This window comes from Saccharopolyspora karakumensis (assembly GCF_004349225.1).
GTDB lineage: Bacteria > Actinomycetota > Actinomycetes > Mycobacteriales > Pseudonocardiaceae > Saccharopolyspora > Saccharopolyspora endophytica.
Window position 1 is genome coordinate 96197 of sequence record NZ_SMLA01000003.1, and the last position, 20776, is coordinate 116972.

At 69.4% G+C, this 20776-nt stretch carries 22 protein-coding genes; 19 read left to right on the top strand and 3 right to left on the bottom strand.

Features of this window, described 5'->3' with window-relative positions:
- Window positions 1-33: 33 nt before the first annotated feature.
- Both E1202_RS02950 and E1202_RS02955 read left to right on the top strand, forming a co-directional pair.
- On the top strand, window positions 34-747 hold the full coding sequence (locus tag E1202_RS02950; RefSeq protein WP_132680779.1) for a GntR family transcriptional regulator: 714 nt from the start codon (window positions 34-36) through the stop codon (window positions 745-747).
- 173 nt (window positions 748-920) lie between these two features.
- The gene (locus E1202_RS02955; protein WP_132680781.1) at window positions 921-1301 is read left to right on the top strand and encodes a VOC family protein; all 381 of its coding nucleotides are present in this window, start codon (window positions 921-923) and stop codon (window positions 1299-1301) included.
- Here E1202_RS02955 and E1202_RS32750 read toward each other — a convergent pair.
- The gene (locus E1202_RS32750) at window positions 1298-1627 is read right to left on the bottom strand and encodes a DUF397 domain-containing protein (protein ID WP_328590936.1); all 330 of its coding nucleotides are present in this window, start codon (window positions 1625-1627) and stop codon (window positions 1298-1300) included. The genes E1202_RS02955 and E1202_RS32750 overlap by 4 nt on opposite strands.
- A 243-nt stretch (window positions 1628-1870) precedes the next feature.
- Here E1202_RS32750 and lepA point away from each other — a divergent pair, with 243 nt between their 5' ends.
- The 5 genes from lepA to E1202_RS02980 all read left to right on the top strand — a co-directional run bounded on the left by lepA (window position 1871) and on the right by E1202_RS02980 (window position 7982).
- Window positions 1871-3724, top strand: a complete 1854-nt coding sequence (gene lepA / locus E1202_RS02965; RefSeq protein WP_132680785.1) for a translation elongation factor 4 — start codon at window positions 1871-1873, stop codon at window positions 3722-3724.
- Window positions 3725-3808: 84 nt separating this feature from the next.
- A complete protein-coding gene (locus E1202_RS32755; RefSeq protein WP_328590937.1) occupies window positions 3809-4006 on the top strand; it encodes a hypothetical protein in 198 nt (65 codons plus the stop codon).
- Between the two features lie 6 nt (window positions 4007-4012).
- Window positions 4013-4381, top strand: a complete 369-nt coding sequence (locus E1202_RS32760) for a Uma2 family endonuclease (protein WP_328590938.1) — start codon at window positions 4013-4015, stop codon at window positions 4379-4381.
- A gap of 294 nt (window positions 4382-4675) precedes the next feature.
- Complete coding sequence (locus E1202_RS02975) at window positions 4676-7021, top strand: arylsulfatase (RefSeq protein WP_132680787.1); 2346 nt, start codon at window positions 4676-4678, stop codon at window positions 7019-7021.
- A 76-nt stretch (window positions 7022-7097) separates the two neighbouring features.
- Window positions 7098-7982 carry a LysR family transcriptional regulator gene (locus E1202_RS02980; protein WP_132680789.1) on the top strand — a complete coding sequence of 295 codons (885 nt, stop codon included), beginning with the start codon at window positions 7098-7100 and terminating at the stop codon, window positions 7980-7982.
- Window positions 7983-8030: 48 nt separating this feature from the next.
- On the opposite strand, the gene E1202_RS02985 is transcribed toward E1202_RS02980, so the two are convergent.
- Window positions 8031-9497: a helix-turn-helix transcriptional regulator gene (locus E1202_RS02985; protein ID WP_132680790.1), complete on the bottom strand. Its 1467-nt coding sequence runs from the start codon at window positions 9495-9497 to the stop codon at window positions 8031-8033.
- On the opposite strand from E1202_RS02985, the gene E1202_RS31225 reads away from it, so the two are divergent.
- From E1202_RS31225 to E1202_RS03040, 12 genes are all read left to right on the top strand, one after another.
- Window positions 9417-9650 carry a CreA family protein gene (locus tag E1202_RS31225; protein ID WP_165943716.1) on the top strand — a complete coding sequence of 78 codons (234 nt, stop codon included), beginning with the start codon at window positions 9417-9419 and terminating at the stop codon, window positions 9648-9650. The genes E1202_RS02985 and E1202_RS31225 overlap by 81 nt on opposite strands.
- Window positions 9616-10929 carry an isocitrate lyase gene (aceA, locus tag E1202_RS02990; RefSeq protein WP_132680792.1) on the top strand — a complete coding sequence of 438 codons (1314 nt, stop codon included), beginning with the start codon at window positions 9616-9618 and terminating at the stop codon, window positions 10927-10929. The genes E1202_RS31225 and aceA overlap by 35 nt, the downstream gene beginning before the upstream one ends.
- A 415-nt stretch (window positions 10930-11344) precedes the next feature.
- The gene (locus E1202_RS02995) at window positions 11345-12391 is read left to right on the top strand and encodes an NAD(P)H-dependent flavin oxidoreductase (RefSeq protein WP_132680794.1); all 1047 of its coding nucleotides are present in this window, start codon (window positions 11345-11347) and stop codon (window positions 12389-12391) included.
- Between the two features lie 58 nt (window positions 12392-12449).
- Window positions 12450-13100, top strand: a complete 651-nt coding sequence (locus E1202_RS03000) for an MOSC domain-containing protein (protein ID WP_132680796.1) — start codon at window positions 12450-12452, stop codon at window positions 13098-13100.
- Between the two features lie 113 nt (window positions 13101-13213).
- The gene (locus tag E1202_RS03005; RefSeq protein WP_132680797.1) at window positions 13214-13735 is read left to right on the top strand and encodes an EF-hand domain-containing protein; all 522 of its coding nucleotides are present in this window, start codon (window positions 13214-13216) and stop codon (window positions 13733-13735) included.
- Window positions 13736-13954: 219 nt separating this feature from the next.
- On the top strand, window positions 13955-15454 hold the full coding sequence (locus E1202_RS03010) for a CoA-acylating methylmalonate-semialdehyde dehydrogenase (protein WP_132680799.1): 1500 nt from the start codon (window positions 13955-13957) through the stop codon (window positions 15452-15454).
- A 58-nt stretch (window positions 15455-15512) separates the two neighbouring features.
- Entirely contained in the window at window positions 15513-16676 is a 1164-nt protein-coding gene (locus E1202_RS03015) for an acyl-CoA dehydrogenase family protein (protein ID WP_132680801.1), read from the top strand.
- Between the two features lie 47 nt (window positions 16677-16723).
- Window positions 16724-17758: an enoyl-CoA hydratase/isomerase family protein gene (locus tag E1202_RS03020; protein WP_132680803.1), complete on the top strand. Its 1035-nt coding sequence runs from the start codon at window positions 16724-16726 to the stop codon at window positions 17756-17758.
- Window positions 17759-17807: 49 nt separating this feature from the next.
- Window positions 17808-18695 (top strand): 3-hydroxyisobutyrate dehydrogenase, encoded by an 888-nt coding sequence (gene mmsB, locus E1202_RS03025; protein ID WP_132680805.1) that lies wholly within the window; start codon window positions 17808-17810, stop codon window positions 18693-18695.
- 136 nt (window positions 18696-18831) lie between these two features.
- Entirely contained in the window at window positions 18832-19065 is a 234-nt protein-coding gene (locus tag E1202_RS03030; protein ID WP_132679645.1) for a hypothetical protein, read from the top strand.
- Window positions 19062-19475 carry a ribonuclease domain-containing protein gene (locus E1202_RS03035; protein WP_132680807.1) on the top strand — a complete coding sequence of 138 codons (414 nt, stop codon included), beginning with the start codon at window positions 19062-19064 and terminating at the stop codon, window positions 19473-19475. The genes E1202_RS03030 and E1202_RS03035 overlap by 4 nt, the downstream gene beginning before the upstream one ends.
- 50 nt (window positions 19476-19525) lie before the next feature.
- Window positions 19526-19888: a barstar family protein gene (locus E1202_RS03040; RefSeq protein ID WP_408006073.1), complete on the top strand. Its 363-nt coding sequence runs from the start codon at window positions 19526-19528 to the stop codon at window positions 19886-19888.
- A gap of 67 nt (window positions 19889-19955) precedes the next feature.
- Here E1202_RS03040 and E1202_RS03045 read toward each other — a convergent pair whose 3' ends face one another.
- On the bottom strand, window positions 19956-20732 hold the full coding sequence (locus tag E1202_RS03045) for an enoyl-CoA hydratase family protein (RefSeq protein ID WP_132680809.1): 777 nt from the start codon (window positions 20730-20732) through the stop codon (window positions 19956-19958).
- Window positions 20733-20776 lie beyond the last annotated feature (44 nt).

Consider the following 20776-nt stretch of genomic DNA (forward strand, 5'->3'; position numbering starts at 1 on the left):
CACGGGTCAAGGGTGGTCGATAGGGTGGTGACCATGGCGACCACGGCGGGAAAGACCTCGGCCCGGGTGACGGTGCACCGCGAGATCCGGCAGCGCATCATCACCCTGCAGCTGCCGCCGGGACATCCGCTGTCGGAGAACGAGCTGGCCGGCGAGCTGGAGGTCTCCCGAACCCCGGTGCGCGAGAGCCTGCTGCTGCTCGCCGAGGAAGACCTGGTCCGGGTCTTCCCGAAGCTCGGTTCGTTCGTCGCCCGGGTGGACCCGCAGCGCATCGCCGACGCCCAGTTCGTCCGCGAAGCCGTCGAGGTCGCCTCGCTGACCGACGCCGTCGAGCACCGCACCGACGAGGACGTCGAAGCCCTGCGCGACCTGCTGGGGCAGCAGCGCGCGGCCGCCGATGACGTGGGCAGGTTCTTCGAGCTCGACGAGGCCTTCCACCAGCGCCTGCTCACCGCAGGTGGTCACACCAACGCCTGGCGCACGGTCGAGCAGGCCAAGGCCCACCTCGACCGCGCCCGCCGCCTCGGCCTGCGCACGGTCAGCCCCGTCTCGGCCCTGATCGACCAGCACACCGCGATCGTCGACGGTCTCGAAGCCCACGACCTCGAAGCGGCCCTCGCGGCGCTCCGCGACCACCTGCGCGCCGTGTTCGAGGACGTCGAGAGGATCCGAGCGGAGTCCCCCGAGCTCTTCGTCGACAGCACCGACGAACGCCCGGTCAGGCGCAGCATCACCGTCCTCCGATGACGATTCGGTGATCACCGCCCTCCGGGTGTCTCGATCGGGGCGACGCATTCCCATTTCGCGCGAAATCGGAATCTCCGCACGCGGGTGCCGAGGTCCAGGCGCGTCGCTGTCGCGGAGCGCGCTGATCTGCCCGTGTTCGGTGCTTCGGGGTGTTTGCCGGTAGAAATGCGGGCATGGAGGTCTTGAACAGCCGGATGATCCTTCGGCCCGGTGACCACGATCGGTCGGTGCGGTTCTACCGCGACGTGCTGGGGTTGGCGGTCTGCCGCGAGTTCCCCGGTGGCACGGTGTTCTTCCTGGGGCAGGGGTACCTGGAGGTCTCCGGTCAGGGAGATCAGGGACCGAGCCCGGACCAGGTGCTGTGGCTCCAGGTGCGGGACCTCCGCGCCACCGTCGACGACCTGCGCGAGCAGGCCGTCACGGTCCTCGCCGAGCCCGAGCACAAGCCCTGGGGTCTGCACGAGGGCTGGATCGCCGATCCCGACGGCATGCGCATCGTCCTCGTCGAAGTCCCCGCCGACCACCCCATCCGCCGCGACACCCGCGGTGACTAGCACCGCTTCAGCCCAGCCAGGAACGCCGCCGCGCTGAAGGTCAGCACCGGCCCGTGGCGATCCTTCGAGTCCCGCACGGCCACGACCTCAGGACTCAACGCCACCTCCACGCGGTTGGTGTGGCTGCTACGGCTGCTCCTCCGCCATGTCACTGGCTGGAGTCGTTCCCGCATGGCCGTTCCCCTCGTGCGCAGACGTCCGAATCTCCAGGTCGAGGCGCTTGGCGACCAGATCGGCGGCGAGTCCGCTGGTGGTCCGTGACCGACGCAGCTCGGCGCCCAGCCGGCGAGCGCGCACGGACGCGCTGTGGTCCGCATGGTGATCATGCTGGCCCGCTGAGGGCTCCCGATGAAGCGAACACCCCGCAGCTCCCCGCCGAGGCGGTGGGGCTTGCCGCCCCGGCAAGCGGGGCTCGTGCGGGGCGTCCGGGAGTTGGGCGTCGGGTAGTGGGCGTGGCGTGGGACGATGGGGTGGCCCCGTGCGCGTCATCCGCCCGGGGGAGACCGGGCCGACGTCTGCCGACGAACGCCGACAGCCGTAGGAACGCCGCCGACATCCGAGGACCCTGAGTGAGCAGTTTCGCCGACACCACGTTCACCCCGCCGGAGCGGATCCGGAACTTCTGCATCATCGCGCACATCGACCACGGCAAGTCGACGCTGGCCGACCGCATGCTGCAGCTGACCGGTGTGCTGGAGGAACGCGCCTACCGGGCCCAGTACCTCGACCGGATGGACATCGAGCGCGAGCGCGGCATCACGATCAAGGCGCAGAACGTGCGCTTGCCGTGGGTCCTCGACGGCGACGAGCACGTGCTGCACATGATCGACACCCCCGGTCACGTCGACTTCACCTACGAGGTCAGCCGTTCGCTGGCCGCCTGCGAAGGCGCGATCCTGCTGGTCGACGCCGCGCAGGGCATCGAGGCGCAGACCCTGGCGAACCTCTACCTCGCCATGGAGCACGAGCTGCAGATCATCCCGGTGCTCAACAAGATCGACCTGCCCGCCGCGGAGCCGGACAAGTACGCCGCGGAGCTCGCGCACATCATCGGCTGCGAGCCCGAGGACGTGCTGCGCGTGTCGGCCAAGACCGGTGAGGGTGTGGACGCGGTCCTCGACGAGGTCGTGAAGCAGGTCCCGGCGCCGCAGGGCGAGGCCGACTCCCCGCCGCGCGCGATGATCTTCGACTCGGTCTACGACACCTACCGCGGCGTGGTCACCTACATCCGGGTGGTCGACGGCAAGATCACCCCGCGCCAGCGGATCAAGATGATGTCCACCAACGCCACGCACGAGCTGCTGGAAGTCGGCATCATCTCGCCGGATCCCAAGCCGTCGAAGGGCCTGAGCGTCGGCGAGGTCGGCTACCTGATCACCGGTGTGAAGGACGTCCGCCAGTCCAAGGTCGGTGACACCATCACCGCCGAGCGCAAGGGTGCGACCGAGCCGCTGGCCGGCTACCGCGAGCCCAAGCCGATGGTCTACTCCGGGCTGTACCCGATCGACGGGTCCGACTACCCGATCCTGCGCGAAGCGCTGGAGAAGCTGCAGCTCAACGACGCCGCTCTGACCTACGAGCCGGAGACCTCGGGCGCGCTGGGCTTCGGCTTCCGCTGCGGCTTCCTCGGTCTGCTGCACCTGGAGATCACCCGGGACCGGCTGGAGCGCGAGTTCAACCTGAACCTGATCTCCACCGCCCCGAACGTGGTCTACGAGGTCGAGATGGAGGACGACACCGAGCTCGTGGTGACCAACCCCTCCGACTGGCCCGAGGGCAAGATCAAGGAGGTCTCCGAGCCGGTCGCCAAGTGCACGGTGATCGCCCCGTCGGAGTTCGTCGGCACGATCATGGAGCTGTGCCAGAGCCGCCGCGGCCAGCTCGAGGGCATGGACTACCTGTCGGAGAGCCGCGTCGAGCTGCGCTACACGCTGCCGCTGGGCGAGATCGTCTTCGACTTCTTCGACCAGCTCAAGTCCCGCACCCGCGGCTACGCCTCGATGGACTACGAGGAGTCCGGGATGCAGGCGTCGAACCTGGTCAAGGTCGACATCCTGCTGCAGGGCGAGCCGGTCGACGCCTTCAGCGCGATCGTGCACCGCGACGGCGCCTACGCCTACGGCACCAAGATGGCGACCAAGCTGCGCGAACTCATCCCGCGCCAGCAGTTCGAGGTGCCGATCCAGGCGGCCATCGGCTCGCGCATCATCGCCCGCGAGACGATCCGCGCGATCCGCAAGGACGTGCTGGCCAAGTGCTACGGCGGTGACATCAGCCGGAAGCGCAAGCTGCTGGAGAAGCAGAAGGAAGGCAAGAAGCGGATGAAGACCATCGGCCGCGTCGAGGTCCCGCAGGAAGCCTTCGTCGCAGCCCTGTCCACCGAAGAGGGCAAGGACGACAAGTCCAAGGGCGGCAAGAAGTAACGCTCCGTGCAATGCCGGTGACCGACTGTCGGTGCCCTCTGGTTGACTTTCCATCGATCGGAAAGGAGAGCACCATGTCAGTCAATGGCAGAGACGACCGGTCCGCACGGCATCGTCCAAGGTCGCCCGTTCACGGTGTACGACCTGGAGACGATGCCCGATGACGGCCACCGGTATGAGCTTCTCGACGGGGCGCTTCTCGTGACGCCCGCGCCTGAGTACAAGCATCAGAAAGTGGTTCTGCGTCTTGGAGCGCTGCTCGATGCAGCCTGCCCGGACTAGCTGGACGTGCTGCCCGCCCCTTTCGCGGTTCGCCCGTCCGTCACGGTCGAGCTTCAGCCCGACTTGCTGGTCGCTCGGGATGAGGACCTCACGGAGGCGTACCTGCCGACGGCGCCAGTGCTCGCGGTGGAAGTCCTGTCCCCGAGCACGAAGCTCCACGACCTGAATTCGAAGAAGGCCTTCTACGAGCGACTCGGCGTCCCGAGCTACTGGGTCATCGATCCGCTGGAGCCCCGGCTGACCGTGTTCGAGCTGGACGACGGTGAGTACCGAACCCTGGGCAAGTTCACCGGCCCAGAGGCTTTCGACGCGGCCAGCCCGTTCCCGGTCCGAGTCGTTCCTTCCGAACTCATCGGCCGCCGTCGGGGGTGCTGAGGGCTCCACGTCGTCGGCCAACGGGTGTCGTGAAGGTCAACTCGCGCATCCGCATAGAAGTCCTCTATGGGGTTTATCGAGCATTGGTCTGCTCTGGTGGTGATCTGGGGAAACACGGGTGAATCGTGTCTCGGGTCACGGTCTCAGCCGGTGGATCGGGGTTGTGCGGTCCGGACCTGTGGTTAGCATTCGATCGCAAAGGTCTTGCGGTGTTTCGGTTTCCGCCGAGCACATCGATGTTTTCCCTGGTGCGCCACCAAAAGTGGCGGGCTCGACGCTGCCTGGAGGTTGCTGGTGGACTTCTCCCGCGAACGCTTACCGATCCCCGACCCTCAGCCCCCCGCCGCCACATCCCTCGACGCCCGTGACCAGAGCCCGGCCTTCCAGCCCCGGCAGCCGTTGCGCCCGCCGCAGGGCGCGCCGAACGTCGTCGTGGTGCTCATCGACGACATGGGCTTCGGCGCCCCGAGCGCGTTCGGCGGGCCGTGCAACATGCCCACCGCCGAGCGCCTGGCCGAGGGCGGCCTGCGCTACAACCGGTTCCACGTCACCGCGATCTGCTCGCCGACCCGCCAGGCGCTGCTGACCGGTCGCAACCACCACTCCGTCGGCATGGGCGTCACCACCGAGATGGCCAGCGCCGCGCCGGGTTACTGCGGGATCCGCCCGCTCAGCGCCGCCACGATCGGCCAGATGCTGCAGGGCAACGGCTACAACACCGCGGCCTTCGGCAAGTGGCACCAGACACCCGCCCGCGACGTCAGCGCCGCCGGGCCGTTCGACCGGTGGCCCACCGGTGAGGGCTTCGAGAAGTTCTACGGGTTCCTGTGCGCGGAGATGAACCACTGGTACCCGGTGCTGTTCGACGGCACGAAACCCGTTGAGCCCACCCGCAAGCCCGAGGACGGCTACCACCTGTCCGAGGACCTGGTGGACAACGCGATCGACTGGGTGCGCGACCAGACCTCGCTCAAGCCCGACAACCCGTTCTTCGCCTACCTGCCCTTCGGCGCCACCCACGCGCCCTACCACGTGCCCCAGGAGTACCGGGAGCGCTACCGGGGCAAGTTCGACCACGGCTGGGACCGGCAGCGCGAGATCACCCTGGAGCGGCAGAAGGAGCTCGGCGTCGTCCCGCAGGACGCGGAACTGGCGCCGTGGTCGGAAGGCGTACCGCACTGGGACGAGCTCTCCGCCGAGGAGCAGCGGGCCGCGGCGTCGCTGATGGAGCTCTACGCCGGGTTCGCCGAGCACACCGACGACCAGGTCGGGCGCTTCGTCGACGCCCTCGACGAGCTGGGCGAGCTCGACAACACGCTGTTCGTCTACATCCTCGGCGACAACGGCGCCTCCGCCGAAGGCGGACTGGGCGGGACGCTCAACGAGCACCGCTTCGCCAGCGGCATCCCCGACAGCGCGGAGTTCATCAACGCCCACGACGCCTCGCTGGGCGATGCGACCACGCACGCCCACTACCCGGTCGGCTGGGCGCTGGCGATGAACACGCCCTACCAGTGGACCAAGCAGGTCGCCTCGCACTTCGGCGGCATCCGGGACGGCATGATCGTGCACTGGCCCGACGGCATCGCCGAGCGCGGCGGGCTGCGCGACCAGTTCCACCACGTCATCGACGTGGTGCCGACGATCCTGGAGGCGGCCGGTCTGCCGCACCCGACCGAGGTCAACGGCGTTGCGCAGCAGCCCATCGAGGGCACCAGCATGCTCTACAGCTTCAACGACGCCGACGCGCCCGACCGGCACCGCGTGCAGTACTTCGAGATGGTCGGCAACAGGGGCATCTACCAGGACGGGTGGATGGCCGTGACCCGCCACGGCACGCCGTGGGTGATGGTCCAGGACGGTGTCCGCCGCTCCTTCGACGACGACAAGTGGGAGCTCTACAACACCAACGTGGACTGGACGCAGTCCCACGACCTCGCCGAGCAGCACCCGGAGAAGCTGCGCGAGCTCCAGCAGCTGTTCCTGGTGGAGGCCGCCAAGCACGACGTGCTGCCGCTGGACGACCGGATGACCGAGCGGGAGAACCCCCTCGAAGCCGGCCGGCTGGACCTGATGGGCGACCGGCGTTCGGTCACCTTCCACGCCGGTGCCAAGCGGCTGACCGAGGAGACCGCGCCGAACGTCAAGAACCGCTCGCACACCCTGACCGCGATGGTCGACGTGCCCGAAGGCGGTGCCGAAGGCGTTCTGGTCGCCCAGGGCGGTCACACCGGTGGCTGGTCGTTCTACTTCCACGACGGCAAGCCGGGCTACGCCTACAACTACTTCGGCTCGGTCGTCCAGCACGTCCGCGCTCCGGAGCCGGTGGCCGCGGGTGAGCACGAGGTCAGCCTGCGGTTCGACTACGACGGCGGCGGTGTCGGCAAGGGCGGCGCGGTGACGTTGCGCGTGGACGGCACCGAGGTCGCCTCGGGCCGGGTCGACGCGACGATCCCGTACTACTTCGCCTTCGACGAGACCTTCGACATCGGCGTGGACCGGGCCAGCCCGGTCACCGACGACTACGCGCCGGTCGACAACGCCTTCACCGGAGGGCTGCGGCGGCTGCGCGTCGACCTCGACGACGACCAGTGGGCCGACGTGGAAGCCGCGTCGGCCTTCCGCACCGCCCACGAGTAGGCGGTACCGACCTGGCGATGTCCCGCCTGCCTGGTGTAATGCCGGGCAGGCGGGATCGTCGCGTGGGAGAGGTGGCATGGACCGGCGGGAGTTGGAGTACTTCCTGGCGATCGTCGAGCACGGCAGCTTCACGGCCGCCGCGCAGGCGATGCACGTCGCCCAGCCGTCCCTGTCGCACGCCATCCGCAACCTGGAGAAGCAGCTCGGCGGCAAGGTCTTCCACCGGCTCCCGCACGGCGTCTCGCTCACCCCGGCGGGCGACGCGCTCGTCGAACCCGCCCGGCAGGTGATGCGCGACCTGAGCACCGCGTCGGCCTCGGTCCGCGAGGTGCTGGGGCTCTCCAGCGGTCGGCTGGACGTCGTGGCGCAGACGACGCTGGCCGTCGATCCGCTCGCCGAGCTCATCGGGGCTTTCCTGCGCGAGAACCCCAAGGTCGCGGTCAACATCGCCGACCCCGAGCTGGGGACGGACGTGACCTCGGCGGTGCGGGCCGGTGAGTGCGAGCTGGGCCTGGTCGACTCCGAACACCCCATCGGGGACCTGGAGAGCATGGTGCTGCGCGGCCGGGAGATCTTCGCCGTGCTGCCGCCGGGTGCCGTGCCAGGGCAGAAGCGGTTGAGCGTGCCCGAGCTGTCCACCCTGGACTGGATCGCGACCCCGCCCGGCACCGCGACGCGGGCGGTCATCGAGGACACCGTGGGAACCCGCGGTGGCGAGCCGACTTTCGCGGTGGAGACCGCGCACCAGGCGATGATCGTGCCGTTGGTGCTGGCCGGAGCGGGCGCGACGCTGCTGCCGCGGGCGATGGCCGGTGACGCCGCCGCGCGCGGCGCGGTCGTGCTGCCGCTGCGGCCCAAGGTCGTGCGCCGAGGTGTGCTGTTCTGGCGCCGAGGGCCCCTCTCACCAGCAGCGGCGCAGTTCGTCGCGATGGCCGAAACCATCGCCGAACTGCGCCGCTGAGATCGTCTTCAGGACGGCGGTGCGGGCTGAGTCCCGCACCTGGACCGCTCAGCTCTGGTGGGCCTCCACGAAGGCGTAGACGTCGGCTTCGTCGACCCCCGGGAAGGTGTCGGCGGGCAGCGCCGCCAGGACGTGGGAGTGGGCTCGCGCCGACGGCCACACCATGCCCTCCCAGCGGCTGGCGAGCTCGGCCGGCGGGCGCTGGCAGCACTCGCCGTTCGGGCAGCCGGACTTGGAGTGGTTGTTGGTGTCGCGCCCGCGGAACCAGCGCGACTCGGCGTAGGGCACGCCGAGGGTGATCGCGAAGTCCCGGCCGCGGCTCGGGTCGACGTGCGCGACGCACCAGTGCGTGGCTCCCGGCTTGTCGGTGTACTGGTAGTACGTCGAGTACCGGTCCGGGGAGGAGAAGACCTGGCGCCCCGACCAGTACCGGCACATCCGCTGGCCCTCGATCGCGCCCGTCGGGTCGGTGGGGAAGACCAGCCCGTCGTTCTCGTAGGCCTTGTGGATGATGCCGGTCTCGTCGTTGCGGACGAAGTGGCACACCAGGTCGAGGTACTGGGTGGCGAGGTTGGTGAACCGGTGCGCCGCCATCTCGTAGGACACCGAGAACACGTCGCGCAGGTCCTCCACGGCCAGGTCGCGCTCGGACTTGGCGTCCTGCAGGAACGGCACCGCGGCCTGCTCCGGCACCAGCACGGCGGCGGCGAAGTAGTTGGCCTCGACGCGCTGCCGCAGGAAGTCGGCGAAGTCGCGGGGCTGGCTGTGGCCCAGCGTCAGGTGGCCCAGCGTCTGCAGCAGGATCGTGCGCGGGCTGTGCATGCCCAGCGACTCCCGCCGCAGGAAGATCCGGCGGTTCTTCATGTCGGTCACCGACCGCACCGAACGCGGCAGGTCGGTGACGAACTTCAGCCCGAAGCCCATGTGCGTGGCGATGGACTGGATCAGGCCCTCCGACAGCGGCCCACCGTGGTACCCGGAGCGCTTGAGCAGGTCGCTGGCGGCCTTCTCGATCTCCGGGAAGTAGTTGTTGTGCTTGCGCATCATGCCGCGCAGCTGGGCGTTGGCCTTGCGGGCCTCCTCCGGCGTGGCGACCTTCTGGGTCTCGCGGCGCTTGAGCTCCTCGTAGAGGGCGAGCACGTGTTCGAGCGCCTCGGTGGGCAGCCGCTTGCCGACCTTCAGCGGCGGCAGCGAGAGCCGCTGGTAGATCGGGTCGAGCTGGGCCTTCTCCACCGCGATCTCGAGCTCGGCGCGCCGGTTCGGGGCCTTCTTCGACAGCAGTTCGTCGACGGAGGTGCCCAGCGCGTCGGCCAACGACCGCAGCAGCGACAGCTTCGGCTCGCGGTGGCCGTTCTCCAGCAGCGACAGCTGTGACGGCGCTCTCCCCACGCGGTCGCCGAGCTCAACAAGAGTCAATCCAGCGGCTCGGCGCAAGTGCCTGAGCCGCTGACCAAAGACCAGAAGGTCGTGTTCCGTAGAAAAACTACGGTCTTCTTCGCTGGCGAACTCCGTCATGGCGTTGATGCTAACAGAAAAACTCTGAAATTTACCAAGAAAATCTGGCGCGGTTTCGCTTGGCAGCGCGCAATATTGATTCCAGCAGGTCGCCAGCGATCCCGGAAGGGGAAAAATCATGAGCATCCGCGAGCAGGCGAAGAAGGCCGCTGAGGAGCTGCAGCGCGAATGGGACACCAACCCGCGCTGGAAGGGCATCGAGCGTACGCACTCGGCTGAGACCGTCGTCCGCCTCCGCGGCTCGGTGCAGGAAGAGCACACCCTGGCCCGCCAGGGCTCGGAGCGGCTGTGGAAGCTGCTGCACGAGCTCGACTACGTCAACTCGCTGGGCGCGCTGACCGGTAACCAGGCGGTCCAGCAGGTCCGTGCCGGCCTCAAGGCCATCTACCTGTCCGGCTGGCAGGTCGCCGCCGACGCCAACCTGGCGGGCGAGACCTACCCGGACCAGTCGCTGTACCCGGCCAACTCGGTCCCGCAGGTCGTCCGCCGCATCAACAACGCCCTCAAGCGCGCCGACCAGATCAACTGGGCCGAGGCGCTCGACCCGGAGGGTGGCGCCATCGAGGGTGAGGACACCCACTGGCTCGCCCCGATCGTCGCCGACGCCGAGGCCGGCTTCGGTGGCGTCCTCAACGCCTACGAGCTGATGCGCGGCATGATCGGCGCCGGCGCCGCGGGCGTGCACTGGGAGGACCAGCTCGCTTCCGAGAAGAAGTGCGGTCACCTGGGCGGCAAGGTGCTCATCCCCACCAGCCAGCACGTCAAGACGCTCAACGCCGCCCGTCTGGCCGCCGACGTCGCCGGTGTGCCGTCCCTGGTCATCGCGCGTACCGACGCCGAGGCCGCGACGCTGCTGACCAGCGACATCGACGACCGCGACAAGCCGTTCCTCACCGGTGAGCGCACCGCCGAGGGCTTCTACAAGGTCAACAACGGCATCGAGCCCTGCATCGCCCGCGCCAAGGCGTACGCGCCGTACTCGGACCTGATCTGGATGGAGACCGGCACGCCGGACCTGGAGATGGCCCGCAAGTTCGCCGAGGCCGTCAAGTCCGAGTACCCGGACCAGATGCTGGCCTACAACTGCTCGCCGTCGTTCAACTGGAAGAAGAACCTGGACGACGCCACCATCGCCAAGTTCCAGCGCGAGCTCGGCCACATGGGCTTCAAGTTCCAGTTCATCACCCTGGCGGGCTTCCACGCCCTGAACTACAGCATGTTCGACCTGGCCAAGGGCTACGCCAGCGACGGCATGACCGCCTACGTCGAGCTGCAGGAGAAGGAGTTCGGCTCGGAAGACCGCGGTTACACCGCGACTCGCCACCAGCGCGAGGCCGGTACCGGTTACTTCGACACGATCAGCACTGCAATCAACCCGGAATCGTCGACCACCGCGCTGGCCGGTTCGACCGAGACCGCGCAGTTCCACTGATCGTGTGGTTGATGGTGGCCGGCGCGCCTGCTGCGCCGGCCACCCCCTGAACGCACCAGCGGCCCTGTGGCGGGGTGTCGGAAAAATCGCAATGGTGCGAGTGAGCGGGAACCCATGGCGTCGGGTTCCCGCTCACTTTTTTCTTTGTGCTCGGCCAGTGGTCCGCTTGCTCAACGGTGCGGGTGGCGGAACCTGAGCGACTTCGTGGACTCCGCGCGCCACTCCTGATGTATGTCCAATACACGGCGTCGCGGCGTGCTCGCCACGAAGCCGCTCAGAACCCGCGGCGGTGCGAGTTGCTCGGGTGGGGTACTGAGAAAGCGACTACGTCGCTTGCCTGACGGGGGCGTGGACGCCGTTCGGGATCGTTGAACGGGTCTGCTGTGGTGGACGGTTCGGAGGTAGCGTTTTCAACATGATCGTCGAGTCGAGGATTCCGCTGGTGGCCGCGCCGATGGCCGGTGGTCCCAGCACGCCGGAGCTGGCCGCCGCGGTGAGCGGAGCCGGGGCGCTGGGGTTCCTGGCGGGCGCGATGCTGACCGAGGACAAGCTCGTCGAGCAGATCGCGCGAGTCCGCTCGCTCACCGATGAGCCCTTCGGCGTGAACCTCTTCGTGCCCAGCGACCGCAGGGACGTCGACCTCGACGACTACCGGTCGCGGATCGCCGAGGTCGCCGGGAGGTACGGGGCGGAACCGGGCTCGGCCGACTGGGACGACGACTCCTACCCGGCCAAGGTGCAGCGGCTCGTCGACGAGCGGATCCCGGTGGTGTCGTTCACCTTCGGGCTCCCCGAAGCGTCCACCGTGGAGCAGCTGCACGCGGTGGGATCAGAGGTCGTGGTCACCGTGACCACCGCCGACGAGGCCCGGCAGGCGGCCCGCGTGGGCGCCGACGCGGTGTGCGTGCAGGGCACGGAGGCCGGCGGGCACCGAGGCGTGTTCCACGACGACCCCGAGATGCCCGGTGGTGGCCCGCTGCTCGGGCTGCTGCCGGCGATCCGCTCGGTGCGCGCGGCGGTGGACCTGCCGGTCATCGCCGCCGGCGGACTGGTGCACGGCGCGGACGTCGCGGCCGTGCTGACCGCCGGAGCTGCCGCCGCGCAACTGGGGACCGCGTTCCTGGTCTGCGACGAGGCGGGTACCGCGCAGGCGCAACGGGCCCAGATGGCCGAAGGACAGCGGCAGACCGACATCACGCGTGCGTTCAGCGGCCGACCCGCGCGCGGCCTGGTCAACCGCTTCATGCTCGACAACCCGGACGCCCCGGCGGCGTATCCGCAGGTGAACAACCTGACCAAGCCGATGCGCGGCGCCGCGGGCAAGGCGGGCGACGCCGAGGCGATCTCGATGTGGGCGGGCCAGAGCTACGCCCACGCCCGTCCGATGCCGGCCGCCGACCTGGTCGGGTTGCTGCGCCGCGAGGCGAGCGAAGCGCTGCAGGCGGTCACCGGACGACTGTGACCTTCGCGGTCGTCAAACCCGTTGGGGCAGCTCGGAGAGGTCGCGTAGGTTGATCGCCATGAGCGTCGTGTCGTCGGTGAACCTGGCAGTCGTGCGGTCCGGGGAGTGGGCCGGGCGCCTCGGCAAGAGCGGCATCGACAAGCGCCCCGCCGACGCACCGGTGCTGTTCACCGAAACCGGTGTCCAGGGCGATGCGGTGTGCGACACCGAGCACCACGGCGCCTGGTACCAGGCCGCCTACGCCTTCGACGGCGAGGAGCTGGCGCACTGGTCCGTCGAGCTCGGCAAGGACCTGGTGCCCGGCAACGCGGGCGAGAACCTGACGCTGACCGGCGTGAACAGCACCTCGGCGCTGATCGGCGAGCGCTGGGCGATCGGCGGTGCCGTGCTGCGGGTGACTGGACCGCGCCAGCCCTGCCGCGTCTTCGCCGGGTTCTGGGACGTCCCCGGCCTGGTCAAGAAGTTCACCCAGCACGGGCGCACCGGCGTCTACCTGGCCGTCGAGCAGCCGGGCGAGATCAGCGCGGGCGACGAGGTGCGCGTGCTGTCCCGGCCCGATCACGGCGTCCAGGTCGCGGAGCTGTTCGCGCTGACCATGCAGGGGCGCGCTGACCTCGCCGGCCACGTCGCGGGCTGCCTGCCGGACCTCCCGGAGAAGTGGCGAGCCACCGCCGCCGCCAGGATCGAATCCTCCAGCGCCACCGCCTGATCCGGACCGACACGGTGCGTCACCAACTGCGTCGAGGGTGATCACTCGCACGCCCGGCGGAACGCCCGACCGGGCTGTTGTCGCCGTCGCCGAGCCCCTGCCAGGTTGGTGTCATGGCGAGCGACTTGCAGCGGAAGAAGGCCTCCGTCGTGTTCACCGCGATGGACGTCAACGACGACGGGTTCTTGGAGCGCGCGGACTTCGAGGCGCTGACCGACCGGTGGACGCGCATCCGCGGTGAGGACGGGGCGGATCGGCTGCGCGAGATCATGATGCGCTGGTGGGACGCGCTGAGCGCGACCGCTGACGGCGACTGCGACCAGCGGGTCACGCAGGAGGAGATGCTGGCCGCGGTCGAGAACCTGAGCGCGATGCTCGACCTGGTGACGGCGACCGCCGAGTCGATGTTCGAGGCGGTGGACGAGGACGGCGACGGCCGGGTGACCGCGTCCGAGTACGCCCGCATGATCCAGGCGTGGACGGGCCGGGACGTGCCCGGCGACGACGCGTTCGCCCGGCTCGACCTCAACGGTGACGGTGAGCTCAGGAAGTCGGAGTTCGTGACCCACTGGGTGGAGTTCTGGGTCGGCGACGACGTCGAGACGCCGGGGACCCATCTCTTCGGAGAGGTCTGACCGGCCCCGGCCCTCCCGTTCCGCACGCCTCCCGGCCCCGGTTCTTCGCGCCCGATCCCTCCTCCTCCGCCGGTGGATAAAACGGCGTGAAGTGCGCAGAATCGATACTGTGATGCGGCACACCCTGTTGTGCGCGCGTTCCTTGTGGGAAAGATTGGGCTACAAACAGTTTGCCTTCCTAGTATTTCGATGGCCGGTTCGGCGGAGGTGCGGTGCGAGATGACACGCGAGCTGGAGCACTTCATCGGTGGAAAGCGGGTGCCGGGGACGTCCGGTTCCTTCGGTGACGTGTTCGACCCCAACACGGGCCAGGTGCAAGCCAGGGTGCCGCTGGCCTCGACCGACGAGGTCACGGCGGCTGTCGACAACGCGGCTGCGGCGCAGCCGGCGTGGGCCGCGACGAACCCGCAGAAGCGGGCCCGCGTGCTCATGCGGTTCGTGCAGCTGATCAACGACGAGATGGAGGACCTGGCCCGCGTGCTGGCCTCCGAGCACGGCAAGACCGTCGCCGACGCCAAGGGCGACATCCAGCGCGGCCTGGAGGTCGTGGAGTTCGCGATCGGCGTCCCGCACCTGCTCAAGGGCGAGTACAGCGACAGCGTCGGCACCGGCATCGACGTCTACTCGCTGCGCCAGCCGCTGGGCGTGGTCGCCGGCATCACGCCGTTCAACTTCCCGGCGATGATCCCGCTGTGGAAGGCGGCACCGGCGATCGCCTGCGGCAACGCCTTCGTGCTCAAGCCCTCCGAGCGCGACCCCTCGGTGCCGGTGCGCCTGGCCGAGCTGTTCGTCGAGGCCGGGGGGCCGCCGGGGATCTTCAACGTCGTCAACGGCGACAAGACCGCCGTCGACGCGCTGCTGACCGAACCGCGCATCGAGGCCATCGGCTTCGTCGGGTCCTCCGACATCGCCGAGTACATCTATTCCACCGCCGCGGCCCACGGCAAGCGCGCCCAGTGCTTCGGCGGCGCCAAGAACCACCTGATCGTCATGCCGGACGCGGACCTCGACCAGGTCGCCGACGCGCTCATCGGCGCCGGTTACGGCTCGGCGGGGGAGCGCTGCATGGCGATCTCGGTGGCCGTGCCGGTCGGCGAGGCCACCGCGAACGCGCTGGTCGACAAGCTCGTCGAGAAGATCCAGGGCCTCAAGGTCGGCACCAGCTTCGACGCCGACGCCGACTTCGGTCCGCTGGTGACCAAGCAGGCGTGGCAGAAGGTGCACGACCTCGTCGGCGTCGGCGTCGGCGAAGGCGCGCAGCTCGTGGTCGACGGGCGCGACCTCTCGCTGGCGGGCAACGAGGACGGCTTCTTCATGGGCGCCTCGCTGTTCGACCACGTCACGCCGGAGATGCGCATCTACCGCGAGGAGATCTTCGGCCCGGTGCTGTCGATCGTGCGGGCCGCCGACTACGAGGAAGCGCTGCGGCTGCCCAACGAGAACGAGTACGGCAACGGCGTCGCGATCTTCACCCGCGACGGCGACGCCGCGCGCGAGTTCGTCAACCGGGTCAACACCGGCATGGTCGGCGTGAACGTGCCGATCCCGGTGCCGATCGCCTACCACACCTTCGGCGGCTGGAAGCGGTCCGGATTCGGCGACCTCAACCAGCACGGCCCCGACGCGATCCGCTTCTACACCAAGACCAAGACGGTCACCTCGCGCTGGCCCTCCGGACTCAAGGAAGGCGCCAGCTTCACCATCCCGACGATGCACTGATCGCGCGGGCGGGGACCGGCGATCCCGGTCCCCGCCCGAACGCGAGGAGGGAGTCGACGTGTCCGTCGCAGCAGTGGCGAGCTCGCCCTTCGAGCTCGCCGACGACCAGCGCGCCATTCGAGACGCCGCGCTGGAATTCGCCCAAGACCAGCTCGCCCCGCACGCCGTGGAGTGGGACCAGGACAAGCACTTCCCGGTCGAGACGCTGCGCGCAGCGGGGGAACTCGGCATCGGCGGCGTCTACGTCGATGAGGCCTTCGGTGGCAGCGGCCTGAGCAGGTTCGACTCGGTTCTGATCTTCGAGGCGCTGGCCAGCGGAGATCCGTCGATCGCCGCCTACATCTCCATCCACAACATGTGCGCGGGCATGATCGACCGCTTCGGCACCGACGCCCAGCGGGCGCGCTGGCTGCCGGGGCTGTGCTCGATGGAACGCCTCGCGAGCTACTGCCTGACCGAACCCGGCGCGGGATCCGACGCCGCCGCGCTGCAGACCCGCGCGGTCCGCGACGGCGACGACTACCTGCTCACCGGGGTCAAGCAGTTCATCTCCGGCGGCGGCAGCTCCGACGTCTACGTGGTGATGGCCCGCACCGGCGAACCCGGGCACAAGGGCATCTCCACCTTCGTCGTGGAGGCCGGGGCCGAAGGGCTGTCCTTCGGGGCCAACGAGAAGAAGATGGGCTGGAACGCCCAGCCCACGCGCCAGGTCATCTTCGACGGCGTCCGCGTCTCCGCTGATCAGCGGCTCGGCGGCGAGGGGATCGGGTTCCGCATCGCCATGGCCGGGCTCGACGGCGGCCGGCTCAGCGTCGGCGCCTGCTCGCTCGGGGGAGCGCAGGCCGCGCTGGACAAGTCGCTGGCCTACGTGCGGGAGCGCAGCGCGTTCGGCTCCAAGCTCAGCGAGTTCGAGGCGCTGCAGTTCAAGCTCGCCGACATGGCCACCGAGCTGGAGGCCGCGCGCCTGCTGCTGTGGCGGGCCGCGTGGGCGCTGGACACCAAGGACCCGGCGGCCACCCGGTTGTGCGCGATGGCCAAGCGGCTGGCCACCGACGTCGGGTTCACCGTGGCCAACGAGGCACTTCAGATCCACGGTGGATACGGATACCTTGCCGAGTACGGCCTGGAGAAGATCGTCCGCGACCTGCGGGTGCATCAGATCCTGGAAGGCACCAACGAAATCATGCGGCTGATCATCTCCCGTGGTCTGCTGGCGGCCTGACCGCGGCCTCGGGGGCAGCACCTCGCACAACGATGGAGTTTCGCACCATGACGGAGTCCGAGATCCTGGTCAGCGAGAACGGCTCGCTCGGGCGGATCACGCTCAACCGCCCGAAAGCCCTCAACTCGCTGACCCTCGGCATGGTCCGGGAGATGACCGAGGCGGTCGAGCGGTGGCGCGACGCCGAGCACATCAGGGCGATCCTGATCGACGGCGCTGGTGAGCGCGGTCTGTGCGCCGGTGGCGACGTGCGCGCCCTGCACGACGCGGCCAAGGCCGGTGACGAGTCGCTGCCCGCCGCGTTCTGGACCGAGGAGTACCGGCTCAACTCCGCGCTGGCCAACTACCCCAAGCCGGTCGTGGGGATCATGGACGGCATCTGCATGGGCGGTGGCGTCGGCATCACCGCGCACGGATCGCACCGGGTGGTCACCGAGCGCTCCAAGGTCGGGATGCCCGAGACCGGCATCGGCTTCATCCCCGACGTCGGCGGCACCTACCTGATGTCGCGCACCCCCGGTGAGCTCGGCACGCACCTCGCGCTGACCGGCGGCGCGGTCGGCGGCGCGGACGCGCTGTACTGCGACCTGGCCGACCACTACGTCGACAGCGCCCGGCTCCCGAAGCTCGTCGAGGCCCTGAGCAGCGGTGACGTGGACGAGGTGCTGGCGGCCTTCGCCGCGCCGGTGCCCGAGCCGGCCCTGGCCGAGCACCGCGAGTGGATCGACGCGGCCTACGCCGCCTCCGACGTCGAGTCCGTCCTGGCCCGCCTGCGGGAACGTCCCGAGCAGGCCGCGCAGGACGCCGCGACCACCATCGAGACCAAATCGCCCACGGCGCTCAAGGTCACCCTGCGCGCCATGCGCAGCGGCTACGAGTCGCTGGAGCAGGCGCTGACCCTGGAATACCGGCTGGCCATGGCGTGCGTGCGGATCGGCGACTTCGTCGAGGGCGTGCGCGCCGCGCTGGTCGACAAGGACCGCAACCCGCAGTGGTCGCCCACGACGCTGTCCGAAGTGGACGAGTCCCGGGTGCAGAAGTTCTTCGAACCGGCCTCCGACGAGCCGAAGCTGTTCGGCTGAGCGCGGATTCGCCGGTCTTGGCGGACGTTCGAGCAGAAAGGTAGTGACAATGGCTGTCATCGGTTTCATCGGACTCGGTCACATGGGCGGTCCGATGTCGGCGAACCTCGTCAAGGCCGGCCACACCGTGCAGGGCTACGACCTCGTCCCGGCCGCCCTGTCCGCCGCCGCGGACAACGGCGTGACCACGGTGTCCTCGATCGCGGACGCGGTCCGCGGGGCCGACGCGGTGATCACCATGCTGCCCAGCGGCAAGCACCTGCTGGACGCCTACGACGAGGTGCTGCCCCACGCGGCCTCCGGCTCGCTGCTCGTCGATTCCTCCACCGTGGACGTCGCTGACGCCCGCGCCGCGCACCAGCGCGCGCAGGAAGCCGGTTTCGGCAGCATCGACGCGCCCGTCTCCGGCGGCACGGCCGGTGCCGAGGCGGGGACGCTGACGTTCATGGTCGGCGGCTCCGAGGCCGACTTCCAGCGCGCCGAGAGCGTCTTGGAGCCGATGGCGCGCAAGGTGATCCACTGCGGCGGTCCCGGCAACGGCCAGGTCACCAAGATGTGCAACAACCTCATCCTGGGCGCTTCGATGATCGCGGTCAGCGAGGCGTTCGTGCTCGGTGAGCGCCTCGGCCTCTCGCACGAGGCGCTCTACGACGTCGCCGCGGTCTCCACCGGCCAGTGCTGGGCGCTGACCACCAACTGCCCGGTTCCCGACCTGGTGGAGACCAGCCGCGCGAACCACGACTACGAGCCCGGCTTCGCGGCGGCCCTGATGCTCAAGGACCTCAACCTCGCGCTCTCCGCCGCGGAGCAGTCGGGCACCGACGCGTCCCTCGGCCGCCTCGCCACGGACCTCTACCGCCGCTTCAACGAAGAAGGCGGAGGCGGCCAGGACTTCGGCGCCATCATCAAGTCCATCCGCGAGCACTCCGGCTCCTGAGCGCGGCGGGAGGTGCCACACCGGCACCACGCGCCGCAGTGGTGCGCCTCTCACCCCACCCGGCGCGGCCGAACGGCCGGTCGCGGTGGTCCGGGGGCGCGCGCAGCGTCGTGGTGGCGCGCGTACGCTGCGCGTTGTGTTGGAGTTGCTGGTCGAGTGGTACGACGGCGTCGAGCTGTGGTTGGTGCAGCTCGTCTATCCGCTGCAGGTCGCCCTGGTCCTTGCAGTCCTGGTGCCGTTGTGCTGGGGGGTGGCGCGAGTCGTCGACCGCGCGGTGGACGGGCTCGGTGCCAAGTTCACCCGCGTGCGCGGCGCCGAACCGCCGGTCGGCCGCGACGGTGAGACCGGGCGGAGGGGAAAGACGGCGTGAGCTCGCGCAAGCGCATTTCGTCGGCGTTGGTCGGGCTGGTCGCCCTGGTCGTGCTGGGGTGGTTCGGCAAGGACGTCGTCGCCGACTCACCGAGCACCGAGGTGCCCGGTGCCGGCCAGTCCGGACTGCAGGTCCAGCAGCTCTCGGAGCTGCCGCCCGAGGCGGGCAAGACCTACCGGCTCATCGTCAAGGGCGGGCCGTTCCCGTACCCGGGCAAGGACGGCTCGGTGTTCGGCAACCGCGAAGGCGAGCTGCCCGAGCAGAAGTCCGGCTACTACCACGAGTACACCGTGCCGACCCCGGGCTCGAAGGATCGCGGCGCGCGCCGACTGGTCACGGGTGGTCAGGACGAGGTGTACTACACCGGTGATCACTACGAGTCGTTCGTGGTTGTGGATACGGCGGGTTGAGTGCCATGTTCGGAGCGAAACTGGCCAGCAGGTTGCGGAAGGAGCAGCCGGTGAGTGATCAGCCGGGCGCCGGCATCACGGCTCGCGAAGCCGTCGTCTCAGCCGAGGAACGAGGCGCGACCGCCCACGTCCTCGACGGCGTCGATCTGACCAGCAAGCGGACCACTCTCGACGGCATCGCCGCCGTCCTGGACTTCCCCGAGTGGGCCGGGCGGAACCTGGACTCCCTCTACGACTGCCTGACGGATCTGTCCTGGCTTCCGGAAGGCGAGCACGTCCTGATCTGGTCCGGGTTCCAGGACCTCGCCGACCACGATCCCAAGGCGTTCAACGGCATCAACTCGGTCCTGCGCGACGCGGCGGAACGCCCCATGTGCGGGCGCCGCTTCACCGCGGTGCTGACCCGCTCCTGATCAGCAGCCGCTCGTAATAGCGGCTGCAGTTGGTCAGTGGCGCCGCAGCGGCGCCACTGACCACCGTTCACCTCAGCGCTTCCGGGACCCAGCCGGGCTTGCGCTTCTCCGCGAACGCCGTGATGCCCTCCTGGCCCTCCTCGCCCGCGAAGTGCCGGGCCGACAGCTGCAGCATCTCGGCGAAGTCGTCGCTCATCGACTCCGGCCGCTGGCTGGTGAGCATGCTCTTGGTCGCGGCCAGGGCGGTGGGTCCGCCGAGCGCCAGCATGTCGGTGTAGCGCTTGACCTCCGCGTCGAGGTCCTCGGCCGCGACGGCGGAGTTGAGCAGCCCGATGTCCGCGGCGCGCCGGCCGTCGAAGGTCTCGCCGGTGAGGAACAGCTCGTGCGCCTGGCGGGCGTTGAGCCGGGGGAGAACCGTCACCGAGATCACCGCGGGGACCACGCCGATGCGGACCTCGGTGAAGGCGAACGTGGCGCTCTCGGCCGCGACCGCGATGTCGCAGGCCGCGACGAGTCCCACGCCGCCCGCGCGGGCGGGTCCGGCGACCTTGGCCACGACCGGCTTCGGGCTGGTCCAGATCTGCTCCAGCAGCGCGGGGAACTCGTTGACGCCCTGCTGATCGGAATCCGCCGAGCGCGACTCCTTGAGATCCATCCCGGCGCAGAACACCTTGCCGGTGTGGGCCAGGACGATCACGCGCACCGCGTCGTCGTTCGTCGCGGCGTCCAGGTGTCCCTTGAGCTCCCGGCGGAGCTGGGCGGACAGGGCGTTGCGGTTGTGCGGCGAGTCCAGGGTGATCGTTCCGACCCCGTCGGCCACCTCGAAGTGCACGAGCTCATCCATGCCCGAGACGTTAACCAGCTGCGCACCTCTAGCGCCACACCCGG